This is a genomic window from Glutamicibacter sp. BW77, assembly GCF_002332285.1.
Classification (GTDB): Bacteria; Actinomycetota; Actinomycetes; order Actinomycetales; family Micrococcaceae; genus Glutamicibacter; species Glutamicibacter bergerei.
The window spans coordinates 34,959-58,941 of the sequence record NZ_NRGT01000075.1 but is presented as its reverse complement, the minus strand read 5'-3'; the positions used below and the strand labels follow the sequence as shown (position 1 = coordinate 58,941).

At 56.0% G+C, this 23,983-nt stretch carries 32 protein-coding genes; 31 read left to right on the top strand and 1 reads right to left on the bottom strand.

The annotated features are described in order from the left end of the window. Positions 1 to 66 precede the first annotated feature (66 nt). The 16 genes from fusA (at position 67) to CIK74_RS14380 (ending at position 13,685) form a co-directional block, all read left to right on the top strand. Positions 67 to 2,181, top strand: coding sequence for an elongation factor G (gene fusA / locus CIK74_RS14455; protein WP_096256907.1), 2,115 nt, complete (start codon positions 67 to 69; stop codon positions 2,179 to 2,181). Between the two features lie 243 nt (positions 2,182 to 2,424). Next, positions 2,425 to 3,615 (top strand): elongation factor Tu, encoded by a 1,191-nt coding sequence (tuf, locus tag CIK74_RS14450; RefSeq protein ID WP_096256906.1) that lies wholly within the window; start codon positions 2,425 to 2,427, stop codon positions 3,613 to 3,615. Positions 3,616 to 3,792: 177 nt separating this feature from the next. Further along, positions 3,793 to 6,147: a hypothetical protein gene (locus CIK74_RS14445; RefSeq protein ID WP_096256905.1), complete on the top strand. Its 2,355-nt coding sequence runs from the start codon at positions 3,793 to 3,795 to the stop codon at positions 6,145 to 6,147. 48 nt (positions 6,148 to 6,195) lie between these two features. Beyond that, complete coding sequence (locus tag CIK74_RS14440; protein ID WP_205738294.1) at positions 6,196 to 7,491, top strand: hypothetical protein; 1,296 nt, start codon at positions 6,196 to 6,198, stop codon at positions 7,489 to 7,491. A 398-nt stretch (positions 7,492 to 7,889) separates the two neighbouring features. Further along, positions 7,890 to 8,198 carry a 30S ribosomal protein S10 gene (rpsJ, locus tag CIK74_RS14435; protein ID WP_013349689.1) on the top strand — a complete coding sequence of 103 codons (309 nt, stop codon included), beginning with the start codon at positions 7,890 to 7,892 and terminating at the stop codon, positions 8,196 to 8,198. A 20-nt stretch (positions 8,199 to 8,218) separates the two neighbouring features. Continuing rightward, on the top strand, positions 8,219 to 8,869 hold the full coding sequence (gene rplC / locus CIK74_RS14430) for a 50S ribosomal protein L3 (protein WP_096256903.1): 651 nt from the start codon (positions 8,219 to 8,221) through the stop codon (positions 8,867 to 8,869). Between the two features lie 4 nt (positions 8,870 to 8,873). Further along, on the top strand, positions 8,874 to 9,476 hold the full coding sequence (gene rplD / locus CIK74_RS14425; protein ID WP_096256902.1) for a 50S ribosomal protein L4: 603 nt from the start codon (positions 8,874 to 8,876) through the stop codon (positions 9,474 to 9,476). Then, positions 9,476 to 9,778 (top strand): 50S ribosomal protein L23, encoded by a 303-nt coding sequence (gene rplW, locus CIK74_RS14420; RefSeq protein WP_096256901.1) that lies wholly within the window; start codon positions 9,476 to 9,478, stop codon positions 9,776 to 9,778. The genes rplD and rplW overlap by 1 nt, the downstream gene beginning before the upstream one ends. A gap of 31 nt (positions 9,779 to 9,809) precedes the next feature. After that, entirely contained in the window at positions 9,810 to 10,649 is an 840-nt protein-coding gene (rplB, locus tag CIK74_RS14415) for a 50S ribosomal protein L2 (RefSeq protein ID WP_096256900.1), read from the top strand. Between the two features lie 12 nt (positions 10,650 to 10,661). Further along, positions 10,662 to 10,943: a 30S ribosomal protein S19 gene (rpsS, locus tag CIK74_RS14410; RefSeq protein WP_096256899.1), complete on the top strand. Its 282-nt coding sequence runs from the start codon at positions 10,662 to 10,664 to the stop codon at positions 10,941 to 10,943. A 59-nt stretch (positions 10,944 to 11,002) separates the two neighbouring features. After that, positions 11,003 to 11,368, top strand: coding sequence for a 50S ribosomal protein L22 (gene rplV, locus CIK74_RS14405; protein ID WP_096256898.1), 366 nt, complete (start codon positions 11,003 to 11,005; stop codon positions 11,366 to 11,368). Next, positions 11,369 to 12,160 (top strand): 30S ribosomal protein S3, encoded by a 792-nt coding sequence (gene rpsC, locus CIK74_RS14400; RefSeq protein WP_096256897.1) that lies wholly within the window; start codon positions 11,369 to 11,371, stop codon positions 12,158 to 12,160. Continuing rightward, positions 12,161 to 12,577 (top strand): 50S ribosomal protein L16, encoded by a 417-nt coding sequence (rplP, locus tag CIK74_RS14395; RefSeq protein ID WP_096256896.1) that lies wholly within the window; start codon positions 12,161 to 12,163, stop codon positions 12,575 to 12,577. It begins immediately after the preceding gene. A 2-nt stretch (positions 12,578 to 12,579) separates the two neighbouring features. Further along, entirely contained in the window at positions 12,580 to 12,849 is a 270-nt protein-coding gene (gene rpmC / locus CIK74_RS14390; protein WP_096256895.1) for a 50S ribosomal protein L29, read from the top strand. Beyond that, the gene (gene rpsQ / locus CIK74_RS14385) at positions 12,849 to 13,136 is read left to right on the top strand and encodes a 30S ribosomal protein S17 (protein WP_096256894.1); all 288 of its coding nucleotides are present in this window, start codon (positions 12,849 to 12,851) and stop codon (positions 13,134 to 13,136) included. Before rpmC ends, rpsQ begins: the two co-directional genes overlap by 1 nt. A 357-nt stretch (positions 13,137 to 13,493) precedes the next feature. Continuing rightward, complete coding sequence (locus tag CIK74_RS14380; RefSeq protein WP_141392969.1) at positions 13,494 to 13,685, top strand: hypothetical protein; 192 nt, start codon at positions 13,494 to 13,496, stop codon at positions 13,683 to 13,685. On the opposite strand, the gene CIK74_RS14375 is transcribed toward CIK74_RS14380, so the two are convergent. Then, a complete protein-coding gene (locus CIK74_RS14375; protein WP_096256892.1) occupies positions 13,682 to 14,473 on the bottom strand; it encodes a helix-turn-helix domain-containing protein in 792 nt (263 codons plus the stop codon). The genes CIK74_RS14380 and CIK74_RS14375 overlap by 4 nt on opposite strands. A 70-nt stretch (positions 14,474 to 14,543) precedes the next feature. Between CIK74_RS14375 and CIK74_RS14370 the strand changes: the two genes are divergently transcribed. The 15 genes from CIK74_RS14370 to infA all read left to right on the top strand — a co-directional run bounded on the left by CIK74_RS14370 (position 14,544) and on the right by infA (position 23,931). Continuing rightward, on the top strand, positions 14,544 to 15,053 hold the full coding sequence (locus CIK74_RS14370; RefSeq protein WP_096256891.1) for a VOC family protein: 510 nt from the start codon (positions 14,544 to 14,546) through the stop codon (positions 15,051 to 15,053). Positions 15,054 to 15,080: 27 nt separating this feature from the next. Further along, positions 15,081 to 16,025 (top strand): endonuclease/exonuclease/phosphatase family protein, encoded by a 945-nt coding sequence (locus tag CIK74_RS14365; protein WP_096256890.1) that lies wholly within the window; start codon positions 15,081 to 15,083, stop codon positions 16,023 to 16,025. Between the two features lie 334 nt (positions 16,026 to 16,359). After that, positions 16,360 to 16,731: a 50S ribosomal protein L14 gene (rplN, locus tag CIK74_RS14360; protein ID WP_096256889.1), complete on the top strand. Its 372-nt coding sequence runs from the start codon at positions 16,360 to 16,362 to the stop codon at positions 16,729 to 16,731. 2 nt (positions 16,732 to 16,733) lie between these two features. Next, positions 16,734 to 17,078 carry a 50S ribosomal protein L24 gene (rplX, locus tag CIK74_RS14355; RefSeq protein ID WP_096256888.1) on the top strand — a complete coding sequence of 115 codons (345 nt, stop codon included), beginning with the start codon at positions 16,734 to 16,736 and terminating at the stop codon, positions 17,076 to 17,078. Further along, complete coding sequence (rplE, locus tag CIK74_RS14350; RefSeq protein WP_096256887.1) at positions 17,078 to 17,647, top strand: 50S ribosomal protein L5; 570 nt, start codon at positions 17,078 to 17,080, stop codon at positions 17,645 to 17,647. Before rplX ends, rplE begins: the two co-directional genes overlap by 1 nt. A gap of 57 nt (positions 17,648 to 17,704) precedes the next feature. Beyond that, positions 17,705 to 18,103: a 30S ribosomal protein S8 gene (rpsH, locus tag CIK74_RS14345; protein ID WP_096256886.1), complete on the top strand. Its 399-nt coding sequence runs from the start codon at positions 17,705 to 17,707 to the stop codon at positions 18,101 to 18,103. Between the two features lie 20 nt (positions 18,104 to 18,123). Beyond that, positions 18,124 to 18,660, top strand: coding sequence for a 50S ribosomal protein L6 (gene rplF / locus CIK74_RS14340; RefSeq protein WP_096256885.1), 537 nt, complete (start codon positions 18,124 to 18,126; stop codon positions 18,658 to 18,660). Positions 18,661 to 18,662: 2 nt separating this feature from the next. Continuing rightward, positions 18,663 to 19,034: a 50S ribosomal protein L18 gene (gene rplR / locus CIK74_RS14335; protein ID WP_096256884.1), complete on the top strand. Its 372-nt coding sequence runs from the start codon at positions 18,663 to 18,665 to the stop codon at positions 19,032 to 19,034. A gap of 29 nt (positions 19,035 to 19,063) precedes the next feature. Continuing rightward, entirely contained in the window at positions 19,064 to 19,744 is a 681-nt protein-coding gene (gene rpsE / locus CIK74_RS14330; RefSeq protein WP_170947910.1) for a 30S ribosomal protein S5, read from the top strand. Positions 19,745 to 19,747: 3 nt separating this feature from the next. Next, positions 19,748 to 19,954, top strand: coding sequence for a 50S ribosomal protein L30 (gene rpmD / locus CIK74_RS14325; RefSeq protein ID WP_096256882.1), 207 nt, complete (start codon positions 19,748 to 19,750; stop codon positions 19,952 to 19,954). Positions 19,955 to 19,956: 2 nt separating this feature from the next. Beyond that, positions 19,957 to 20,412, top strand: a complete 456-nt coding sequence (rplO, locus tag CIK74_RS14320) for a 50S ribosomal protein L15 (protein WP_096256881.1) — start codon at positions 19,957 to 19,959, stop codon at positions 20,410 to 20,412. A gap of 253 nt (positions 20,413 to 20,665) precedes the next feature. Further along, on the top strand, positions 20,666 to 21,970 hold the full coding sequence (gene secY, locus CIK74_RS14315; protein WP_096256880.1) for a preprotein translocase subunit SecY: 1,305 nt from the start codon (positions 20,666 to 20,668) through the stop codon (positions 21,968 to 21,970). Then, positions 21,967 to 22,539 carry an adenylate kinase gene (locus CIK74_RS14310; RefSeq protein WP_096256879.1) on the top strand — a complete coding sequence of 191 codons (573 nt, stop codon included), beginning with the start codon at positions 21,967 to 21,969 and terminating at the stop codon, positions 22,537 to 22,539. Before secY ends, CIK74_RS14310 begins: the two co-directional genes overlap by 4 nt. Positions 22,540 to 22,671: 132 nt before the next feature. Further along, positions 22,672 to 23,502 (top strand): type I methionyl aminopeptidase, encoded by an 831-nt coding sequence (map, locus tag CIK74_RS14305; RefSeq protein ID WP_096256878.1) that lies wholly within the window; start codon positions 22,672 to 22,674, stop codon positions 23,500 to 23,502. A 207-nt stretch (positions 23,503 to 23,709) separates the two neighbouring features. Further along, positions 23,710 to 23,931, top strand: coding sequence for a translation initiation factor IF-1 (infA, locus tag CIK74_RS14300; protein ID WP_096256877.1), 222 nt, complete (start codon positions 23,710 to 23,712; stop codon positions 23,929 to 23,931). The last annotated feature ends 52 nt before the right edge of the window (positions 23,932 to 23,983 follow it).

The window sequence follows — 23,983 nt, the reverse complement described above, 5'->3', positions numbered from 1 at the left end:
ACGCTTGGAAGTGCTGGGTGTCAACAGGCATCCAGCATTCCTTGCCTCACCTTTAAGGGAGACAACGTGGCACAGGACGTGCTTACTGACCTGAATAAGGTCCGAAATATCGGCATCATGGCCCACATCGATGCTGGTAAAACCACTACTACTGAGCGCATCCTTTTCTACACGGGTGTAAATCACAAGCTCGGCGAGACACACGACGGTGCCTCGACTACTGACTGGATGGAACAGGAAAAGGAACGCGGCATTACTATCACGTCTGCCGCCGTGACTTGCTTCTGGAACAACAATCAGATCAACATCATTGACACCCCTGGCCACGTTGACTTCACCGTTGAGGTGGAGCGCTCGCTTCGCGTGCTCGATGGCGCCGTTGCAGTATTTGATGGCAAGGAAGGCGTTGAGCCTCAGTCCGAGACCGTATGGCGCCAGGCTGACAAGTACAACGTTCCACGCATCTGCTTCGTCAACAAGATGGACAAGATGGGTGCAGACTTCTACTTCACCGTGGAAACCATCATCAAGCGCCTTGGTGCTAAGCCATTGGTCATGCAGCTGCCTATCGGCTCCGAGCATGAATTTGTCGGTGTCGTTGACCTGATGACCATGAAGGCATTCGTCTGGGAAGGCGACTCCAAGGGTGACGTCACCATGGGTGCCGCTTACGAGACTCGCGAAATTCCTGCAGACATGCTGGAAAAGGCCGAGGAATACCGCGCCAAGCTGGTTGAGGATGTCGCCGAGGGCTCTGACGAGCTCATGGAGAAGTTCCTCGAAGGCGAAGAGATCAGCAATGACGAGCTCAAGGCCGGCATTCGCAAGATGGTCATCAACTCGGAGATCTACCCAGTTTACTGTGGTTCGGCCTTCAAGAACCGCGGCGTGCAGCCTATGCTCGACGCCGTAATTGACTTCCTGCCAAACCCAATGGACGTCGGCGTGACCATCGGTCACGATCCAAAGAACGAAGAAGTTGAGCTCACTCGCGAGCCTACCGAGGAATCACCTTTCTCGGCCCTGGCCTTCAAGATTGCCGCTCACCCATTCTTCGGTCAGCTGAACTTCATCCGCGTTTACTCGGGCCGTGCAACTTCAGGTACACAGTTGCTCAACTCGACGAAGCAGAAGAAGGAACGCGTTGGCAAGCTCTTCCAGATGCACGCCAACAAGGAACAGCCGGTAGACGAGATCCACGCAGGTCACATCTACGCCGTGATCGGCCTAAAGGATACCACCACCGGTGATACCCTTTGCGATCCAGCGAACCCGATTGTGCTTGAGTCGATGTCGTTCCCAGCACCAGTGATCTTCGTGGCCATCGAGCCTAAGACCAAGGGTGACCAGGAGAAGCTGTCGACCGCTATCCAGAAGCTGTCTGCAGAAGATCCAACCTTCACCGTTTCGTTGAACGATGACACCGGCCAGACCGAAATCGGCGGCATGGGCGAGCTTCACCTGGATATCCTGGTGGACCGCATGAAGCGCGAATTCCGCGTGGAAGCCAACGTTGGTAAGCCACAGGTTGCATACCGCGAAACCATCAAGACTGCCGTGGATAAGGTTGACTTTACCCACAAGAAGCAGACCGGTGGTTCGGGCCAGTTCGCAAAGGTCCAGGTTGCATTCGAGCCTCTCGAGGTTGTCGACGGCGTGAACTACGAGTTCAAGAACGCTGTCACCGGTGGTCGTATTCCTCGTGAATACATCCCATCCATCGATGCCGGTATCCAGGACGCCATGCAGTACGGTATCCTCGCCGGTTACCCAATGGTTGGCGTGAAGGCTACCGTCCTCGACGGTGCTTACCACGATGTTGACTCCTCGGAAATGGCGTTCAAGATCGCTGGCTCACAGGTATTCAAGGAAGGCGCACGTCGCGCTAACCCAATCCTGCTTGAACCACTGATGAGCGTCGAAGTTCGTACCCCGGAAGAGTACATGGGCGACGTTATCGGCGACCTGAACTCCCGCCGTGGCTCGATCCAGGAAATGTCCGACGCAGCTGGTGTGAAGGTTATCAATGCCTCCGTGCCACTGTCGGAGATGTTCGGTTACATTGGTGACCTGCGCTCGAAGACCCAGGGTCGCGCAGTTTACTCGATGACCTTCAACAGCTACTCTGAGGTCCCGAAGGCAGTTGCCGAAGAGATCATCCAGAAGGCCCGCGGCGAGTAATCGCCTAGGAACCAAACTTGGCCGTGACCCCGCCCGTGCGGGGGAGTGGCCGATCGCGAAGCCGGCTTTATTGCCAATGAAGCCGGCCTCGCAAACGGCCAACGAGGGATTTGCATCACATGCAGGGCCCGCGCAGGACCGAAATTTTTATATTTATCCAAGCCCCCAGTAGACTAATTTCAGTTCGTTTGCGAACCGCGCAAACGAAAGTAAGTCTTCTGTAAACGTTTCTAGGAGGAACCTGTGGCAAAGGCAAAGTTCGAGCGGACCAAGCCGCACGTCAACATCGGCACCATTGGTCACGTTGACCACGGTAAGACCACGTTGACCGCTGCCATCTCCAAGGTACTTGCTGACAAGTACCCAGATGTCAACGAGCAGCGCGACTTCGCGTCGGTTGACTCGGCTCCAGAAGAGCGCCAGCGCGGTATTACCATCAATATCTCGCACGTTGAGTACCAGACCCCGAGCCGTCACTACGCACACGTTGACGCTCCAGGCCACGCTGACTATGTCAAGAACATGATCACCGGTGCTGCTCAGATGGACGGCGCAATCCTCGTGGTTGCCGCTACTGACGGCCCAATGGCTCAGACCCGCGAGCACGTTCTGCTGGCCCGCCAGGTTGGTGTTCCAACCTTGATGGTCGCACTGAACAAGTCGGACATGGTTGAGGACGAGGAGCTCCTAGAGCTCGTCGAGATGGAAGTTCGTGAACTTCTTTCCTCGCAGGGCTTCGATGGCGATGACGCTCCAGTGGTTCGCGTTTCGGGCCTGAAGGCTCTGGAAGGCGATCCAGTATGGACCAAGTCCATCGAGGATCTGATGGATGCTGTCGATACCTACATCCCGAACCCAGTTCGTGATCGCGACAAGCCATTCCTGATGCCAATTGAAGACGTCTTCACCATCACCGGTCGCGGTACCGTTGTAACCGGTCGCGCCGAGCGTGGCACCCTGAAGATCAACTCGGAGGTCGAGATCGTCGGCATCCGTCCGATCCAGAAGACCACCGTTACCGGTATCGAGATGTTCCACAAGCAGCTTGACGAAGCATGGGCCGGCGAGAACTGTGGCCTGCTGCTTCGCGGTCTGAAGCGCGACGATGTTGAGCGTGGACAGGTTGTCGTAGCCCCAGGCTCGATCACCCCACACACCGGCTTCGAAGCTAACGTCTACATCCTGTCGAAGGACGAAGGCGGACGTCACAACCCGTTCTACTCGAACTACCGTCCGCAGTTCTACTTCCGCACCACCGACGTCACCGGCGTCATCACGTTGCCAGAAGGCACCGAGATGGTTATGCCTGGCGACAACACCGAAATGTCGGTTGAGCTGATTCAGCCAATCGCCATGGAAGATGGCCTCGGCTTCGCTATCCGCGAAGGCGGCCGCACCGTTGGTTCGGGCAAGGTCACCAAGATCACCAAGTAGTTCGCTACTAATGATCTAGACCGACTGGTCTGACATAAAAGATCTCCACTACTTCTTTGCGAAGTAGTGGAGATCTTTTTGCTTAACCACGCGTGTAACCTCGCAAGTATATCTAGACAGTGGTCTAATTGGAGGAGTGGATATCCCGTGGTGGGCTCAACTAGTTAAGGGCGAAGTATGTTCTGGTTCATCGTAGTGATGTTGCTCTTGGCGTTGAGCTTTTTCATCGGATATCGAGTCGGTGAAAAGAAGCAGTCCACTGATGCCCAAGCAAAACGCCAGGCCTGGCAAGAGGGCTATAACGCAGCCACCAGCTACGCCGCACGCGAAGCCAAACAAGCGGCGCCGGCAACTGGGCAGGTGCAGCAGCCTGTCAGTAATGCACCGCCAACTACTGGGCCACTCACCGAGTGGACACCGAATGACCAGCTGCAAAGTACGCACGCAGGAGCTTATGCGCAGCCACCGGTTAAGCCTGCTGCTCCGCTAGCGCCAGCGCGTCCGGTCAAGGTGCTCACTGCACGCGAACGCGAACTACGCAATATCAACGTCACCTTGTATGTGGCGGCGCTGCTCATCGTGGCCGCCGCCGCCCTCTTCCTCAGCTTCGCGTTACCACCGCTTCCTAAACTCATCGCCCTGTTTGTGCTCGCCGCAGTGTTTTACGGCGGTGGCCTCTACGTGCATGCGGCAAAGAAAAACCTCAAGCCTGCCGCGAGCGCATTCGCCGGAACCGGTCTGGCCTTACTTCCGCTATCGGGAATCGCCACTTATCAGACGCTGTCGCTCTCTGCCCCGGTCCTCTGGCTGATCTTCTCGGTCATTGGCACGCTCGCCGTAGGTTTTGCCACGGTTCGATTACGTTCGCGGGTGCTCGCGTGGATTGCAGTTTTCGTCTTGGTCTCCACCACCATGGCCTGCGCAGCCACGGTGCAACGAGGCATCTTGTTCTACCTGCTCTTCTTGCTGGTGCTTTCGGTGGTTTTACTCGTGCTGGCCGTACGCAGCGAAAAGGTTCGCTCCTCACTGTTCTATTCGGCAGTTTTTGCCACCGGGCAACTTCTGCCGTTGCTAGTGCTCGGCTTAGCACTGGTCATGTATACCTCGTTGAACCCACGCGATCTGCTCTGGGTCTTCTTCCTGGTGACCGCTCACCTGCTACTCACGATTCGGCTCATAAAGCAGTTCCGGTTCTACCGGCTCTACGCGGCACGAGTGACCTTCATGCTGCTGATTTTTGCTACCGGCAATTACTTAGCGTTGGAAGCACAAACTACCTGGGCCATCAGCGCTGCGCTCTGGGCCGGACAAGCCTTAGCCGTCACATACTTCGCCCGAGGCTACCGCCAGCTCTTCTCGGTCCCCGCCAGCTGGTGGCGAACCGAACGCATTGCACTGTGGGTGCTGGTCGCCGGCTCACTGCTGGTGGCGTTGGCGCAGGTTACCGGACCAGTGGTGCCGTGGGGCTATGCCGTGCTACTGATTCCGTTGCTGCAGGTATTCTCGCTGTCTGCGCTGCATCATCGCGGAAAAATTGAGGCCGTCGCCATCGTGCTGCTGGCGGTGTTAGCCGTAGTAGCCAGCGACCTATTTGCTTGGCGAGTACTGCCAGCGTTGGCAGTAGCTATCCTTGGGCTGACCCTTGCGTTCCGCAACGAAACACAGCGTCAATGGCACCTTGTCTTGGATCTGACCCGCTGGCTTGGCGTACTTGTCTTCGGTGGTTTTGTGGGCCGAGCCCTGCAACAGCTGCTGACCGGGTTTGAGCAACCAACGGGCATTGCACAAGGCTACGGCCGAGATGCAGCGGTGTTCGAATCCTTGAACTTAGCATGGGTGGTGGGTTTATGGTTGCCGCTCTTTGCGCTGTGGTTGATCTCGACCCTTCGTAGCAGACGTCAGCTTCCGCCCACACGAGAACACCTCATTCATTTTGGTGCTTCGGTAATGCTCGCGGTGCTTACGCTGAGCTATGTCCTGTCGCTGCACAACACGGTGACTTCAATTGGGGAAGCGAGCTTCCTGACGCTGAGTGTAGGAACTTGGCTCGCCTTGGGGATCATCCTCGCGCTAGTCAATGTGATACTGGCAGGCTGGCGTCTGGATAACCATGGACAGCAACGAGATGCGCAAATACTGCGCATCATGGTGTTGGTAGCCAGTGCCGCACTGTTGATCTTTAGTTTCCAAAGTTTAGTGCTCATCGTGGCGGTTGTCGCACTGGCAAATCTAAGCTTCTATCTACTCAATGCCCGCAGGGTCCAGGCGCCGCAATGGAAAACGGTTTACGCCGCTGCCGCGCAACTGACCTTCAGCCTGAGTATTTGGTGGTTCGCGAACTACCTAGACGTCGACTTCTCCGGACGCTTTGCGCTGCTGATAGTTTCGGTGATGCTTCCGCAACTGGTCCGCTTGTTCCTGGTGATGCGCGCAAAGCGTGCACTGAGTCGGGAAATGCGTTGGATTACCGTGGGTCTTGTCGCCCTGCTGCCGTTGGTCTTGCTCGTCGGCGACTTCGGCTTCGGGCTATAAGACCGTGGCACCATGCTGTTAGGGATCAGCCTTTGGATTATTCACTCGGTGAAGGGATTCTACGCACTGAGGAAACAAACGACGCATGCAGAGTTCCTGTTATTCGCTACGGTAATTGGGCTGTGCGGGCTGGTCTATATTCAAGGTGTTCAGAGTTTCGAGGCGACTGGGTGGATTCACGGGCCTTGGTGGTCTGTGCAGGTGGCACAAATCCTGCTGCTCGCCGTGGCGCTACTGGCGCTTGCCACGCAATGGCCCTTGCGGAATTCACAAACGCTGCGCTTTGCCCCAGTTTTTGGAACACTCTTTGCGCTGTTCGTCATCACCTTGGTTACCACCGGTGCGGGCTGGACCGCGTTGGTCCTGCTGGTTACCTCGGTACAACTAGCGCTTTTGGTGCATACCAAAAAGATTGCTTGGTTGGCGGCCGGATCCAGTGTGGCACTGTTCGCTGCCATTGGCCAAGGTATTGCCTACTGGCGTGAAGGCACTACCTTTAGCCTGCAGTCGTGGATGGATCTAACTTGGCAACTACTGCTCACCGCGATTCTGTTACTGGTCACTTCGCTACTGCATGGCAGGTTCGCGGACCCTGCGCCGCGCTACCCACGGGACGTGCGCTCTTCCCAAGCCGCTGCTGGACAAGCCGCTCGTATTTATTTTGCTGCAACGATTCTCAGCACGGGGGTCGCTGGCTTACTGGTGCACTATAACGATCCGCGCACCGCGTGGATTATCGCCGGCGCTGTACTGATCTTTGCCGCCGGCGCCTTGACCAGGTACTTCGAATTGCCCACACGCTGGCAGCTGTGGGGGACTGACGCGCTGATAGTGCTCGGCGCATTCTTGGCCTTCAGCAGTTACGTTCAGATACGCCAGATGCCTGTAGCCAGTATCTACTTCCTCTACTTCACGATGATTACGATTATTCTGTCTGCGCGGCACTTCGTGGGCAAACGAGGTCCTGTTGCCCATCGGTATGTGATCATGAGCGCGGTCTTAGCCTCGCTGACCCAGATCAGTACCCTGATAGACGGTAATGGAGTAGCGCAGGTCTTTAGCCTGTTCTTCTTTGCCGCCTTGATTGTCCTGGGGCTCAAGCTTGGACGGAAACGCTACATCTGGTGGGGTGCGATTGCCATTACCGCGGCCGTATTGTGGTTCTTGCGTTATCTGGCCTTCCTCTGGCTGGTACTTGCCGGGATTGGCTTGATCGTGGCCGCGGTGCTGAAGCTGGTCCGGGTGGAACGCAAACCACGCACCGATGAGCAGCGAGGCGAAACCCACGCTGAGTTCGGTCAGGATGAAAATTCACGGCCAGATCAGAAGAATTTGAACTCGTGAGGTCAAGATCACGGCGCCAAATCAGTCCAAAAGATTTGCGCGAGGGCGGTCGACCTGTCAGACTAGATAAGTTGCTTGATTGCAACCCGATCCCCGCGAGGGGTAATCGGAATTGGTTTGTTCGACAGGGATCGACTCTCACGCAGGATAATGCCTGGGGTTCGGGATCGATACAACGGTGACAAACAAAAAGATCTTCGCACAAGGTGAAAACTATGTCGGAATTGTCGTGACTGAAAATTTCACGACACGCCCGACCGCGGGGGTCGGAGCCACCTGCGGGTGAGGAACCCGGATCTCATCCGGATTCAGTCGCAGCGTAAGGCGTGCCGGTTCGCAAGAACCCGTATATAGGCACAGTAATTTTTGATAGTGCTAACAGGAAGAGGCATGACGCCATGGCGGGACAGAAAATCCGCATCCGGCTGAAGTCGTATGACCACGAGGTCATTGACGTTTCGGCCCGGAAGATCGTTGAGACGGTCACGCGCGCAGGCGCAACCGTAGTCGGCCCAGTGCCGCTGCCAACGGAAAAGAACGTGTACTGCGTTATCCGTTCGCCACACAAGTACAAAGACAGCCGTGAGCACTTCGAAATGCGCACGCACAAGCGTCTGATCGACATTGTTGATCCGACCCCGAAGGCCGTAGATTCGCTGATGCGTCTCGATCTGCCAGCGGATGTCAACATCGAAATCAAGCTTTAAGGGGAGGTGGCGAGAAAACTATGACCGCAACCCGCAATGTAAAGGGCCTGTTGGGCACGAAGCTCGGCATGACCCAGGTTTGGGATGAAAACAACATTCTGATCCCAGTCACCGTCGTGCAGGCTGACAGCAACGTTGTCACCAAGCTAGTCAATGCAGAACGTGACGGCTACACCGCAGTTCAGATCGGCTACGGCCAGATCGACCCACGCAAGGTCACCAAGCCACTGGCTGGTCACTTTGAAGCTGCCGGCGTGACCCCACGTCGTCACCTGGTGGAACTGCGTACCGAAGACGTCGCAGAGTACACCGCAGGACAGGAACTATCCGTAGAGCTGTTCAACGCTGGCCAGAAGGTCGATGTTGTTGGCACCTCGAAGGGTAAGGGTTTCGCTGGCGTTATGAAGCGCCACGGATTCCACGGTGCTCCTGCATCCCACGGTGCTCACAAGAACCACCGTAAGCCAGGTTCCATCGGCGGCGCATCGACCCCAGGTCGCGTCTTCCGTGGACAGAAGATGGCTGGTCGTATGGGTGCTGAGCGCGTAACCACTCAGAACCTGACCATTCACGCCATCGACGCTGAGAAGAACCTCCTGCTGATCAAGGGTGCCGTTCCAGGCGCTCGCGGTCGCGTCGTTCTCGTACGCACCGCCGTGAAGGGAGCATAAGTAAATGACTAAGGCACTTAACGTCGAACTGCCAGAGAGCATCTTCGCCGTACAGACCAACGTCCCACTGTTGCACCAGGTTGTTGTTGCACAGTTGGCTGCTGCCCGTCAGGGTACCCACAAGACCAAGGACCGCTCGGAAGTTTCCGGCGCCGGTCGTAAGCCGTTCAAGCAGAAGGGTACCGGCCGCGCCCGTCAGGGTTCGATCCGTGCTCCACACATGACCGGCGGTGGCATTGTCCACGGTCCAACCCCACGCGACTACTCGCAGCGTACCCCGAAGAAGATGAAGGCTGCTGCACTGCGCGGCGCTTTGTCTGATCGTGCACGCTTCGATCGTGTTCACGTGATCGAGAACCTGGTTTCTGGCGAAACGCCATCGACCAAGGAAGCTCTGGCTACCTTGCGTTCGTTGACCGAACGTAAGAACCTGCTCGTCGTCATTGATCGCGCAAACGATGTTGCTGCCCTTTCGGTACGCAACCTTGATTCTGTGCACGTTCTATACGTCGACCAGTTGAACACCTACGATGTTCTGGTTTCGGATGACGTAGTCTTCACCAAGGCTGCCTTCGAAGCACTGGTCCAGAAGGAGGAAGCCAAGTAATGAGCATCTTCTCAAAGGCTCCGCACGACGTGGTCATCGCACCAGTCGTTTCGGAAAAGAGCTACGGCCTAATCGATGAAGGTCAGTACACCTTCTTGGTTGACCCACGTTCAAACAAAGCGGAAATCAAGAATGCCGTTGAAGCTATCTTCAACGTCAAGGTTGAGTCCGTAAACACCATGAATCGAACCGGTAAGCGCAAGCGCACCAAATTCGGGTGGGGTGCACGCAAGGATACCAAGCGTGCAATCATCACTTTGAAAGAAGGATCGATTGACATCTTCGGCGGTCCGCTTTCCTAAGCGGAGACCACTTTAACGAGGAATATAAATAATGGGAATTCGTAAGTACAAGCCAACTACCCCGGGCCTTCGCGGCTCGTCGGTAGCTGACTTCGCAGAAATCACCCGATCGACTCCGGAAAAGTCACTGGTTCGTCCACTCACCAAGACTGGCGGCCGTAACAACTCCGGTAAGATCACCACCCGACACAAGGGTGGCGGACACAAGCGTGCCTACCGCGTCATCGACTTCCGTCGTCATGACAAAGATGGCGTTCCGGCAACCGTTGCTCACATCGAGTACGATCCGAACCGCACCGCACGTATCGCTTTGCTCCACTACATTGATGGAACCAAGCGCTACATCGTGGCACCGAACAACCTCAAGCAGGGCGACAAGGTCGAGGCCGGCCCAGCAGCGGATATCAAGCCAGGTAACAACCTGCCGCTTCGTAACATCCCTGTTGGTTCAGTTATCCACGCTGTCGAGTTGCGCCCAGGCGGTGGCGCCAAAATGGCTCGCTCCGCTGGCTCATCGATCCAGCTTGTAGCTCGTGAAGGCCGCTTCGCGCAGTTGCGTCTGCCATCCGGCGAAATCCGCAACGTTGATGTGCGCTGCCGCGCAACCATCGGCGAAGTTGGTAACGCTGAGCAGATCAACATCAACTGGGGTAAGGCTGGCCGTATGCGCTGGAAGGGCGTTCGCCCAACCGTGCGTGGCGTTGCCATGAACCCAATTGATCACCCGCACGGTGGTGGCGAGGGTAAGACGTCCGGTGGACGTCACCCAGTCAACCCGAACGGTAAGCGCGAGGGTCGTACTCGTCGTCCAAATAAGGAAAGCGACAAGCTCATTGTGCGTCGTCGCAAGACCGGCAAGAACAAGCGATAGGAGCCTGGAAACATGCCACGCAGCCTGAAGAAAGGCCCCTTCGTCGATCAGCACCTCTTCCTCAAGGTCGAAGCTGAGAACGAAAAGGGCACCAAGAACGTCATCAAGACGTGGTCCCGCCGTTCGATGATCATCCCGGACATGCTGGGACACACCATCGCCGTGCACGACGGTCGTAAGCACATTCCTGTGTTTGTTACCGAATCAATGGTCGGTCACAAGCTCGGAGAGTTTGCATTGACCCGCACGTTCCGTGGCCACGTGAAGGACGACAAGAAGGGCAAGCGTCGCTAGGTCCCGCAAGGGATCTAGAGATGCTTAGCACTTCTTCGAAAGACGAGAGAAGGAAAGCAATGGAAGCCAAGGCAATTGCGCGCCATATTCGCGTGACGCCTATGAAGGCCCGGCGCGTCGTCAACCTTGTTCGTGGTCTACAGACGAACGAAGCGCTGGCTATCTTGAAGTTTGCCCCACAGGCAGCTTCGGAGCCAGTGTACAAGGTTGTCGCATCGGCAGTGGCTAACGCCCGTGCCGCCGCGGACCGCGCAGGTGAAGCATTCAATGAGGACGAGCTGATCATCAGCGAAGCGTTTGTTGACGAGGGACCGACCATGAAGCGGTTCCAGCCGCGAGCTCAGGGTCGCGCATTCCAGATCAAGAAGCGCACCAGCCACGTCACCGTGGTTGTTTCAACCCCGGAGAAGGGTGGGGAGAACTAAATGGGACAGAAGGTAAACCCGAACGGTTTCCGTCTCGGCATCACCACTGACCACGTTTCGCACTGGTTCGCCGATAGCAGCAAGCCAGGACAGCGCTACGCAGATTACGTAAAAGAAGACGTAAAAATCCGCGCATTGCTGTCTACCGGAATGGATCGTGCAGGCATTGCCCGCGTAGAGATCGAGCGTACTCGTGACCGTGTTCGTGTGGATATCCACACCGCACGTCCGGGCATCGTTATCGGTCGCCGCGGCGCCGAAGCAGATCGCATCCGTGGCGCACTGGAGAAGATGACAGCTAAGCAGGTTCAGCTGAACATCCTCGAGGTCAAGAACCCTGACATGGAGGCCCAGTTGGTCGCCCAGGGCATCGCCGAGCAGCTTGCTTCACGTGTGGCTTTCCGCCGCGCGATGAAGAAGGCAATGCAGTCGGCAATGCGCGCTGGTGCCAAGGGCATCCGCGTTCAGTGCTCGGGTCGACTTGGCGGTGCAGAAATGTCCCGCAAGGAGTTCTACCGCGAAGGTCGTGTGCCACTGCACACCCTGCGTGCGAACATCGACTTTGGTAAGTTCGAAGCCAAGACCACCTTCGGCCGTATCGGCGTAAAGGTTTGGATCTACAAGGGTGACGTAACCGCCAAGGAACTTGCTGCACAGCAGGCCGCTGCCGCTCCGGCACGCGGTGGCCGTGGTGGCGCTGGCAACGATCGTCCACGTGGTGGCGAGCGTCGTCGACGTCCAGAACGTAGCAAGGGCGCTGCAGCTCCGGCTGCGGAAGGAGGACAGGCTTAAATGCTTATCCCACGTCGAGTAAAGTTCCGTAAGCAGCACCACCCAAAGCGCTCCGGCGCTGCCAAGGGCGGAACCACTGTTTCATTCGGTGAATACGGCATTCAGGCTCTTACTCCTGCTTACGTGACCAACCGTCAGATCGAGGCAGCTCGTATCGCGATGACCCGTCACATCAAGCGTGGCGGTAAGGTCTGGATCAATATTTACCCAGACCGTCCACTAACCAAGAAGCCAGCCGAAACCCGCATGGGTTCCGGTAAGGGTTCACCGGAGTGGTGGGTTGCCAACGTAAAGCCAGGACGCATCTTGTTTGAACTTGATGGCGTCTCCGAAGAGGTAGCTAAAGAGGCATTGCGCCTAGCAATCCACAAGCTGCCATTGAAGGCACGTATCGTGCGTCGTGAGGGTGGTGAATAGGGATGGCTATTGGTTCTAAGGATCTAAGCGTCGAGTCCCTGGACGGCTTCGATAATGCTCGTTTGAACGAGGAATTGAAGAAGGCCAAGGCAGAACTGTTCAACCTGCGTTTCCAGTCGGCTACCGGCCAGCTAGAGACTCACGGCAACTTGAAGTCCATTAAGCGCGATATCGCACGCATTTACACTGTAATGCGTGAGCGTGAACTGGGTCTTCGTCAGGAAGTCGTTGTCCCGGTTGAAGAGACCAAGAAGGGCAAGGAAACCAAGTAATGAGCGAGAAGGATAACGTCGTGGATGCAGCTGTAGAGCGCAACGACCGCAAGACCCTCCGTGGTTACGTGGTTTCCGACAAAATGCAGAAGACCATCGTCGTTGACGTTGAGGACCGTGTTAAGCACGCCCTTTACGGCAAGGTCATGCGTCGCAACAAGAACGTGAAGGCTCACGACGAGAACAACGAAGCCGGCATTGGCGACTTGGTTGTAATCGCAGAGACTCGCCCATTGTCAGCAGACAAGAACTGGCGTCTCGTTGAGATCGTTGAGAAGGCTAAGTAAGCTTTCTTAGTGATTTCACGGATTACGTGATTATCTGAAAACGCCCCGAACACTTCGCAAGAAGAGTTCGGGGCGTTTTTCTATGTCCGGAAGTGTGAATTTTTCGGCAGGGGAAAGCAAAATACGAGTTGTCCTGGCACTGAACGTTCCCTGGCGTAAATCTTCCACGTACCCGCTGCCCGGCCCGCAAGGCAAAGTTATCTAGGGCTTCCATGATGGAAGCAGCGGCCCAAATCTTCCGGACCTTCACCGTAGGCGTTCGCTTGAGCTTCCCGATAGCTTCCAAGGAAGCAATGGCAGGCCAAAGTCAGCGCGCTGCGACGAGCACAAGTAGCTCTGAACGCTGCCGGGGTTGATTTGAGCAAGGTGATTTCGCGGAATCTTCTGCAAGTTGACGGTGTCGATATATCGCAGGCTTATGGAACCGTCGCCATCAATTTGGCTTCACCAAATCCACCAGTTGCCACGGCGAGCCTCGTTTCAGCCTTGATCGAAATCAGCGCGGTCGCGGCATATTTCTATTGGTCCGGTGATGTCATCGGTTTCTAGTCCAAAGATCCCGCTCGATAGGCGCTGGGAGTGAATCCGAGTACTTGCCGAAAATCTTTAGTCAGGTGCGCATGATCCGCATATTCGAGCTCTGCCGCGATCTGCGTGATGGATATTTCTGGGTTTTCACGCAGTCGCTGGGCTGCCTCTTGCAACCGGTATCTGCGGATAACGGTCAGCGGGCTAAGCCCGACATACTCAGCGCAGAGCCGCTGCAGGCTGCGTACCGACAAACCAAGTGCGTCGGCCAGCTGAATCACGTTGACGATCTCCCGTCTCTCTGCGACCAAGGACAACATTTTATTGGCGATCAACCCATGTTGGTCTGTGCACGTCACCTTTTGCTCAATCCATCCAGCGAGCAAGTCAACAGCTGAGTTTAGTTGTTCCTGCGGAGCGGGCGCGTCCATCAATTGGCGTACCGGTTCTAATAACCCTTCCGCTGCAAGCGTTACTTCACGGCCTAAGACAGAGCGTGGTTCAAAACCGAAGCTCCGGGCGGAGGAAGGTAACAGCAACGCGGCCAGCACCCATCCGCTACCGGTTAAATCTCGATGAGATGCCCCGGTGGAAACTCCGGCAAGAGTGACCCCCGTCGGTTGGATGACGAGGTTTATGCAGGGGAAGGCAAGTAACTCTTGGCGTGAGGTCCGGCCCGGGGCAATATTCCAGCGGGCCATCCAAAACCAACCGACCCGGTCGCGCAAATGCTGGGGAGCGAGGATGCGTTGGAACTCTGGCAATTTAGCAGGATACAAAACGCCTCGACGATCGTCCGTGCTGTCCACCGATGACGACCTTTCAAAGTTGGCGTGAATCTACAAGTCCAAGGGTGCCACAGCTTCGTAGAGTGAAGATATGGAAAATCAAGAAGAAAATACCATCGGGGTCACCGGTACATACACGGCCGACGGGATCCCTCGCGGTTCGACATCTTTGACACCTTTCTTGGCTATCAAGAACGCGGCGAATGCAGTCGAGTTTTATCGAGACGTTTTCGGTGCTCGGTTTGTGGACTGTACCGAGATTGGCGGCGTGATGGTGCACGCGGATCTAGATTTTGGCAATGGAAAACTTCAGCTGGGGGAGCCGAGCCCCGATTACGGTCTGGTGGCGCCACCCGAGCCGCCGAGCGCCTGTTACTCCATGGCGCTGTATTGCTCGAACGTTGATGAACTCGTAGCTCGGGCGCAAGCAGCCGGTGCCACTGTACGAGAGCCAGCAGCCACCTTCGTTTCCGGGGACCGATTCGCGTCAATTATTGATCCTTTCGGGGTGCGCTGGTCACTTTTGAGCAGAGTGATAGACCTTTCCGAGGATGAGAGCAGGCAACGCGTTGCGCGGTGGGCTGCAGAACAACAGCGTTAGCCGATGTTGAACCGATAAAGTCGACATATGAGAATAGACGGTCAGCAACAACAGAAGCACACTTTCTCGATTCTGCTGATCGTCATCTCAGCGCTCATCGCCGCCCTGCCGTATGTGCCTTGGTTGGCCGGAGGAATCGTTCCTAAGGTTCAAGCCTTTGCCAGTTGGTTGTTACTCGTCCCGCTCGGGGCTATGATTTTCACTCTGTTGAAGAGGAAACGCAGGACCGCGATAGCAATTGGGGTTCTCTTGATCATTGGCCTTATTCCGCAGGTGCACTTCGCGCCAACTGGGCAAAGCGAAACGACGGGTGAGTTACGCGTGCTGAGCTTCAACGCTTACCGCGCCGAAGCAAGCAGCAATGAACTGGCCGCGCTGATCAAAGAGGAACAACCTGACCTTTTGATCTTGGTGGAAACCAACGAGAGACTACATCAGGACTTAACTTCTCTTGGTGCGTTAGATGGCCTGGACTTCAGGACGGCGCCGGCGCCAGCCGGGGGAGTGCGTGACACCGTGATCTTCTCCAAGAACCCGATGACCGAGATTGATTCGGGGCTCAGTGAGCAAGACACCGGATGGTTTGCCATGCCAACCGTTGAGATCGAGGTGGCCCAGCAACGTGTACTGGTTGCCGGGGTGCACGTCTACCCGCCACTGAACGATGCAAAGCAATGGCGCAAAGGCTTGTCGGCAATGGATACGTGGGTTCACGAGCATCCGCAATCCCCAATGATTCTTGCCGGTGATTTCAACTCAACTACTGGACACCGACTGTACCGAGATGCAGTTGCGGGCTTCACCGAGGCAAGTGGCTTGCTTCCTCAATCAACGTGGCCCCAGACAATGCTCCCGTTCCCGGTCATAGAGATAGATCACATTATCGGACAGGCCGTGACGTTCTCTCAAGCGGGTGCGACGCCGGTCTCCGGTTCGGATCATCTTGCGGTGCATGCGACCGCGCGGTTCTAATCCCCGAAATTACGCGGTAGATCCCGGGTTGGTGTGACCAACGACGCTCAGTTACGCCCTACCACACCATTTCTAAATGATGCCAATCTAGGCTAGACTTGAAAACCTGTGCGCGCTTCATTCGGGGACTATCCACCTTCGGTGTAGTGCAGTGCGGCCTGACACCGTCTTGCCGCGCAGTACAGCCTCGGTATTTTACGCCTCGGCCCTGCCAACAATTGGGATCAGCATTCGGTGCGCCCGCGTCGGTGGGGGTAAGCGATACGTATCGTGGAGACCATATCCGTTCCGCAAGGCTCATTTATGAGAACCAGCGAGACGACAGGAGTAAGCAGTGATTCAGAAAGAGTCGCGACTTAAGGTTGCCGATAACACTGGTGCTAAGGAAATCCTTACCATCAACGTGCTCGGTGGCTCCAAGCGTCGCTACGCAAGCATTGGTGACACTATTGTCGCCACCGTCAAGGATGCAATCCCAGGCGGCAACGTAAAGAAGGGTGACGTCGTCAAGGCTGTCATCGTTCGCACCAAGAAGGAAATCCGTCGTGCAGACGGTTCCTACATCAAGTTCGACGAGAACGCTGCAGTGATCCTCAAGGGTGACGCCGCAGATCCTCGTGGAACTCGTATCTTCGGCCCAGTGGGCCGCGAGCTTCGTGACAAGAAGTTCATGAAGATCGTTTCCCTGGCTCCGGAGGTGCTGTAAGCATGGGTGCAAAGATTAAGAAGGGTGATCTGGTTCAGATCATCTCGGGCAAGGAACGTGGCAAGCAGGGCAAGGTCCTGACTGTCATCACCGCCACTTCGCGCGTACTTGTTGAAGGCGTTAACCGCGTCACCAAGCACACCAAGGCCGGCCAGTCCGAAAACGGAACCACCTCCGGTGGCATCGAGGTTGTTGAGGCACCAGTTCACGTTTCTAACGTGGCAGTGGTTGACCCAGAAACCAAGAAGCCAACCCGCGTTGGTTTCCGTGAGGAAACTGTCGAAAAGAACGGTGTGTCCAAGACTGTGCGCGTCCGTTACGCCAAGGCTTCCGGAAAGGATCTGTAATGACTGAGACAGCCACCAAGATCCAGCCACGTCTGAAGGCTAAGTACGCCGCAGACATCCGCCCTGCATTGCAGGAGCAGTTCAGCTACGGCAACCCAATGCAGGTTCCAACCCTGACCAAGGTTGTTGTGAACATGGGTGTCGGCGAGGCCGCTAAGGATTCGAAGCTTATCGAAGGCGCCGTTCGCGATCTGACCGCAATTACCGGTCAGAAGCCAGTGGTTACCAAGGCTCGCAAGTCGATCGCACAGTTCAAGCTGCGCGAAGGCATGCCAATTGGTACCCACACCACCTTGCGCAATGATCGCATGTGGGAATTCGTTGATCGTTTGATCACCCTGGCACTGCCTCGTATCCGCGACTTCCGCGGTCTGAGCGACCGTCAGTTCGATGGCAATGGCAACTACACTTTCGGTCTGACCGAACAGTCGATGTTCCATGAAATCGATCAGGACAAGATCGATCGCGTGCGCGGTATGGACATCACTGTGGTGACCACCGCCAAATCTGACGATGAAGGCCGTGCCTTGCTCAAGGCTCTGGGCTTCCCGTTCAAGACCTCCAACTAATCTCACTACGTTACAGGTCCGCTAAGGAAACCGTAACGAGGAAGGGCTGAAGCCCACATGTCTATGACAGATCCAGTCGCAGATATGCTGACTCGACTGCGTAACGCTAACTCGGCATACCACGACACTGTGTCGATGCCATCGAGCAAGCTCAAAGTACGCATTGCTAACATCCTCAAGGAACAGGGCTACATTGCCTCGTTCGAGGAAGTTGCAGCAGAAGTCGGCAAGACGCTGACCATCAACCTGAAGTTCGGCCCATCGCGTGAGCGTTCAATCGCTGGCGTACGCCGTATCTCCAAGCCAGGCTTGCGTGTATACGCAAAGTCCACCAACTTGCCTCACGTGCTCGGTGGTCTTGGTATCGCAATCCTGTCCACCTCCTCCGGTCTGCTTACTGACCGTCAGGCTGCAAAGAAGGGCGTAGGTGGGGAAGTCCTCGCCTACGTCTGGTAACGGAAAGGGAGCAACAGACAATGTCACGTATTGGACGTCTTCCGATTACCGTCCCAGCAAACGTTGAGATGACTGTGGATGGCCAGAAGGTCACCGCTAAGGGCCCGAAGGGTGAGCTTACGCACACCGTTCAGGCACCTATCACCGTTGCCAAGGATGAGAACACCGTTACCGTGTCCCGCCCGAACGACAACCGCGAATCGCGCTCGTTGCACGGCTTGAACCGCACCTTGATCAACAACATGATCATCGGTGTGACCGAGGGATACGAAAAGAAGCTTGAAATCCACGGTACCGGTTACCGTGTGGTTGCCAAGGGCTCAGACCTGGAGCTTGCTCTGGGTTACTCGCACCCTGTCAAGGTAAACGCCGTTGATGGCATTACCTTTACCGTCGAAGGCAACAACAAAATCACCATCGCTGGTATTGATAAGCAGCACGTCGGTGAAGTTGCCGCCAATATCCGCAAGCTGCGTAAGACCGAGCCTTACAAGGGCAAGGGCATTCGCTACGCTGGCGAGATCATCCGCCGCAAGGTCGGAAAGGCTGGTAAATAATTATGGCTATCGGAATCAAGGGCAAGAGCCGCTCCGCTTCACGCGGACGTCGCCACATCCGTGTGCGCAAGCGCATCGTTGGTACCTCGGTACGCCCACGCCTGGTCATCAACCGCTCGGCTCGTCACATGTTCGTACAGATCGTGGACGATTCACAGGGTCTTACCCTGGCCAGCGCTTCGACCATGGAAGCAGATCTTCGCGCAAGCGATGCAGACAAGACCGCCAAGTCCAAGCGCGTTGGTGAGCTCGTTGCAGAGCGCGCCAAGGCTGCTGGGATTGAAGCAGTTGTCTTCGACCGCGGTGGCAACCGCTACCACGGTCGCGTGGCAGCTATTGCTGACGGCGCACGTGAAGGTGGGCTGGCACTGTGAGCGAAGCTACTAACAAGAAGGAAACTCAGGTGTCTGAAGCTACTGAAGCAGCCTCGACCGCTGCAGCTCCTGCCACGGAAAAGACCGGCGCCGCTCGCGGCGAAGGACGTGGACGTGGTGGAGAAGGCCGTGGCCGTGGCGAGGGTCGTGGCCGTGGCCGCGATTCGAAGGACAGCCGCAACGACGACAAGGACAAGTTCCTTGAGCGCGTTGTAGCTATCAACCGCGTATCCAAGGTCGTCAAGGGTGGTCGTCGCTTTAGCTTCACCGCACTTGTCGTTGTAGGCGACGGCGACGGAATGGTCGGCGTTGGCTACGGTAAGGCCAAGGAAGTTCCAGCAGCTATCGCCAAGGGCGTTGAAGAGGCTAAGAAGTCCTTCTTCCGCGTTCCACGCGTTGGCGGAACCATCCCACACCTGGTCAAGGGTGAGGCCGCCGCTGGCGTCGTCTTGCTCCGTCCAGCATCCCCGGGTACCGGCGTTATCGCCGGCGGTCCGGTGCGTGCCGTGTTGGAATGTGCTGGTATCCAGGACATCCTTTCGAAGTCGATGGGTTCAAGCAACCAGATCAACATCGTGAAGGGCACCATTGCCGCGCTGAAGGGTCTCGAAGAGCCTGCAGCAGTTGCAGCTCGCCGTGGTCTTCCACTGGACGAAGTTGCTCCAGCAGCTATGTTGCGTCACATCCAGACCCAGAAGGCTGGTGCTTAATCAATGGCTAAGAACATTGTTCCAAGCGACGTCACTCTGGAAATCACCCAGATCAAGTCCATCATTGGTGGTAGCCAGGTTCAGCGCGATATCGTTCGCTCGCTGGGTCTGAAGCGTATCGGACACACCGTTGTCCGCACCGCTGACCCTGTGACCGTAGGTATGGTCAACAAGGTCCCGCACCTGTTGAAGGTTGAGGAGGCTAAGTAAAGATGGCTATAAAAGAATCCGCACTTAAGATCCACCACCTGCGTCCCGCTGAAGGTGCCAAGAAAGCTAAGACCCGTGTTGGTCGTGGCGAGGCATCCAAGGGTAAGACTGCAGGCCGTGGTATGAAGGGCACGAAGGCTCGTTACCAGGTCAAGGCAGGCTTCGCAGGTGGACAGCTTCCGCTGCACATGCGTCTGCCAAAGCTGCGAGGCTTCAAGAACCCATTCCGCGTCGAGTACCAGGTTGTAAACCTGGACAAGATCTCGGAATTGTTCCCAGAGGGTGGCGAAGTCACCGTCGAGGCACTTGTTGCTAAGGGCGCAGTTCGCAAGAACCAGCCAGTCAAGGTGCTTGGCACCGGCGACCTAACGGTCAAGGTTGACGTGAAGGTTAACGCCTACTCGACTTCCGCAACCGAGAAGATCGCTGCTGCTGGCGGCCAGGCAGAAACCCTCTAAATCAGGGTTTGAGCTTAAGCTAAATCCCCGGTGAGCTTGTTTAGACAAGCTCACCGGGGATTTTCTTATCTTTCATCATGCGAACTATGACGCGAAGTAAATCCACGTAACACGCCGATTTTATGCCAATAACGCTAAAAAACGGCTGCTGACTGTGTGGCGTATTTGGCACGATAGTACATTAGACGGCTAGAATCATTAGGTCATAGCAAGAGTCTTTATCGAGACTCAGGCACATACTTCAGGAGGACGCTTGTTCAGCGCCATAGCCCGAGTTTTTCGGACGCCTGACCTGCGCAACAAATTGCTTTTCACCCTCGGGATCATTGCGATCTATCGAGTCGGCGTTTTCATTCCGGCCCCGGGTGTCGATTACAGCAACGTTCAGCAGTGTCTGGCGATGGGTTCAACCACCGGTGGTCTTTATCAGTTCGTTAACCTCTTCAGCGGCGGCGCCCTGTTGCAGGTATCGATCTTTGCCATGGGTATCATGCCGTACATTACGGCCGCCATCATTGTGCAACTATTGCGTGTGGTGATCCCGCACTTCGAAGAGCTGCATAAAGAAGGCCAAGCAGGCCAAGGCAAACTGACCCAGTACACCCGCTACCTGACCATCGCGTTGGCCCTCCTTCAGGGCACCACGTTGATCACCTTGGCGCGTACCGGCGGACTTTTCCCGAGCTGTACACTTCCGCTGATCCCAGATGATTCCATCATCGTGATCTTGCTGATGATCTTCGCACTGACCGCAGGCACCGGCCTGATCATGTGGATGGGCGAAATGATCACCGAGCGCGGTATCGGCAACGGCATGTCCATCCTGATCTTCATCTCGATCGCTTCGGGCTTCCCATCCGCCATGGGTGCTATTCAGCAGTCGCAGGGTTGGGGCACCTTCCTTGGTGTTATCGCCGTGGGCTTGTTGGTGATTGCACTTGTGGTGTTCGTGGAGCAGTCTCAGCGCCGCGTTCCGGTGCAGTACGCCAAGCGCACCATCGGGCGTCGTACCGTGGGTGGAACCTCGACCTACATCCCGCTGAAGGTCAACATGGCGAACGTGATCCCAGTGATCTTCGCCAGCTCGATTCTTGCGTTGCCGCAGATGATCGTCTCGTTCAATCAGAACGATGACGGCACACTGCCAGAATGGGCGATGTGGTTGCAGACCCACTCGGCGTCCTCCTCGCCGTGGTACATGCTTGTTTACACGCTGTTTATCATTGGCTTCACCTACTTCTATGTCGCGATTACCTTCAATCCAGTTGAGGTCTCGGACAATATGAAGAAGTACGGTGGTTTCATCCCAGGCATTCGTGCCGGTAAGCCAACCGCAGATTACCTGCAATTCGTGATTTCACGAATCACTTTTGCGGGCGCCTTGTATCTGGCGTTCGTTGCGTTGATCCCGCTGATCGCATTCGTGCTGTTCAACGCAGACCAGAACTTCCCATTTGGCGGCACCTCGATCCTCATCATGGTTGGTGTGGGTCTGGAAACCGTCAAGCAAATCAATGCTCAAATGCAGCAACGAAACTACGAAGGGCTACTGCGATGAGTCGACTGCTAATTATTGGTCCGCCAGGTGCCGGCAAAGGCACCCAGGCAGTGAAGATCTCCGAGCGTTTGGAGATCGTCGCGATCTCCACCGGTGACATCTTCCGCGCCAACGTCAAGGGCGGCACCCCACTGGGTGTCGAAGCCAAGAAGTACATTGACGCCGGCAACTTCGTCCCAGACTCGGTCACCAACAACATGGTTGAAGATCGTCTGGCACAAGAAGACGTAGCTAACGGCTTCTTGCTTGATGGCTACCCACGCACCAGCGCACAGGTTGATGCTTTGGATGCAATGCTCAAAGCTCAGAACGTTGAGTTGGATGCAGTCTTGCAGCTCACCGCAGATGATGATGAGCTCGTAGCTCGTCTGCTCAAGCGTGCAGAAATCGAAGGCCGTGCAGATGATACCGAAGAGGTCATCCGTCACCGCCTGAGCCTGTACAACGAAGAGACCCGCATCGTGGTTGAACGTTATGAAGAGCGTGGCATTGTCCGCAAGGTAGATGGCCTCGGTGCCATTGACGAGGTCACCGAGCGCGTGCTCGCAGCCTTGAACGTCAGCGCCTAGCAAATACCAGTTCACACATAGGGACCGTGCCACAACCAGCCTGTGCAGGCCGTGGCCCGGTCCCTATGTAGTTTCAGCGAACTAAGCAACCCGCACTGCGGGGTATAAAGATAAGAATTAAGGAGCATTACCTTGGCTCTAGGTCAGCCGCGAATTGAGTACAAAACCAATTCGCAGATACTAAAAATGCGCGAAGCCGGTCTGGTTCTCGCCGAAGCACTTGATGAAGCCAGTGCTGCCGCCCGTCCGGGTGTCACCACCAAGTCGATTGACGCGATCTTCGCGAAGGTTCTGGAACGCCACGGAGCGACCAGCAACTTCTTGGGTTACCACGGCTTCCCGGCTTCCATCTGCGCCTCGGTCAACCACGAGGTTGTCCACGGTTTCCCGAGCGACTATGAACTCAAAGATGGCGACGTGCTCAAGATTGACGGCGGCGCGATTATCGACGGCTGGCACTCGGACTCGGCTCGCACGGTATTGATTGGCAACGTGGATCCTGCCGACCAGCGTTTAAGCGAGATCACCGAGCAGGCCATGTGGGCCGGCATTGCCGCGTTCTCCAAGGCGCGCTTCATCGGTCAGATCGGCGAAGCCATCGATGACTTTGTCACCGCTCAGCCAGGTGCCCCACTGGGAATCCTGGAAGACTACTGCGGCCACGGTATCGGTTCGGCCATGCATATGGCTCCGGATGTACTGAACTACAACACCGGCCACCGCGGCCCACGCATCAAGCCGGGCATGGCTTTGGCTATTGAACCGATGCTGGTTCGCGGCCAGATCGGCACCTCGGTGCTGGAAGATGATTGGACCGTCGTCACCGACGATAAGGCCAACGCTTCGCAGTGGGAGCACACCGTGGCGATCCACCTGGGTGGCATTTGGGTACTCAGTGCCCATGATGGGGGAGCGGCCGGACTGGCACCATTTGGCGTCACTCCATCGCCCATCACAGCGTAATTCGTAGTTCCGGTACCCACGAGGTGCCGGAACTAACATTTTTAGTGCGCCCTTGGATTTGTCCTTGGCTCTGCTGATGGCGTATTCTTAATTTTTGGTTGTCTATTTAATGCGCCTAAAACTCTCAGGAGCTTTGGCGAAGTTGAAACAATCAGAACCAATTACTTGTTAATGGAAAATCATTGGCAACAAAAGTTAGCGGGGAAAATGGGCAAGAAGGAAGGCGTCATCCAGGTAGAGGGCTCTGTGTCCGAAGCGCTGCCGAACGCGATGTTTCGCGTAGAGCTGCCAAACGGTCACGTAGTACTTGCAACTATCTCGGGTAAGATGCGTCAGCACTACATTCGTATCCTCCCAGAGGATCGTGTGCAGGTTGAAATGAGCCCATACGACCTCAACAGAGGCCGTATCGTTTACCGCTACAAGTAAATCTGCAGTCCATAGACATTTTTGACGGACGTTGACGAGAGATCGTTGCTAA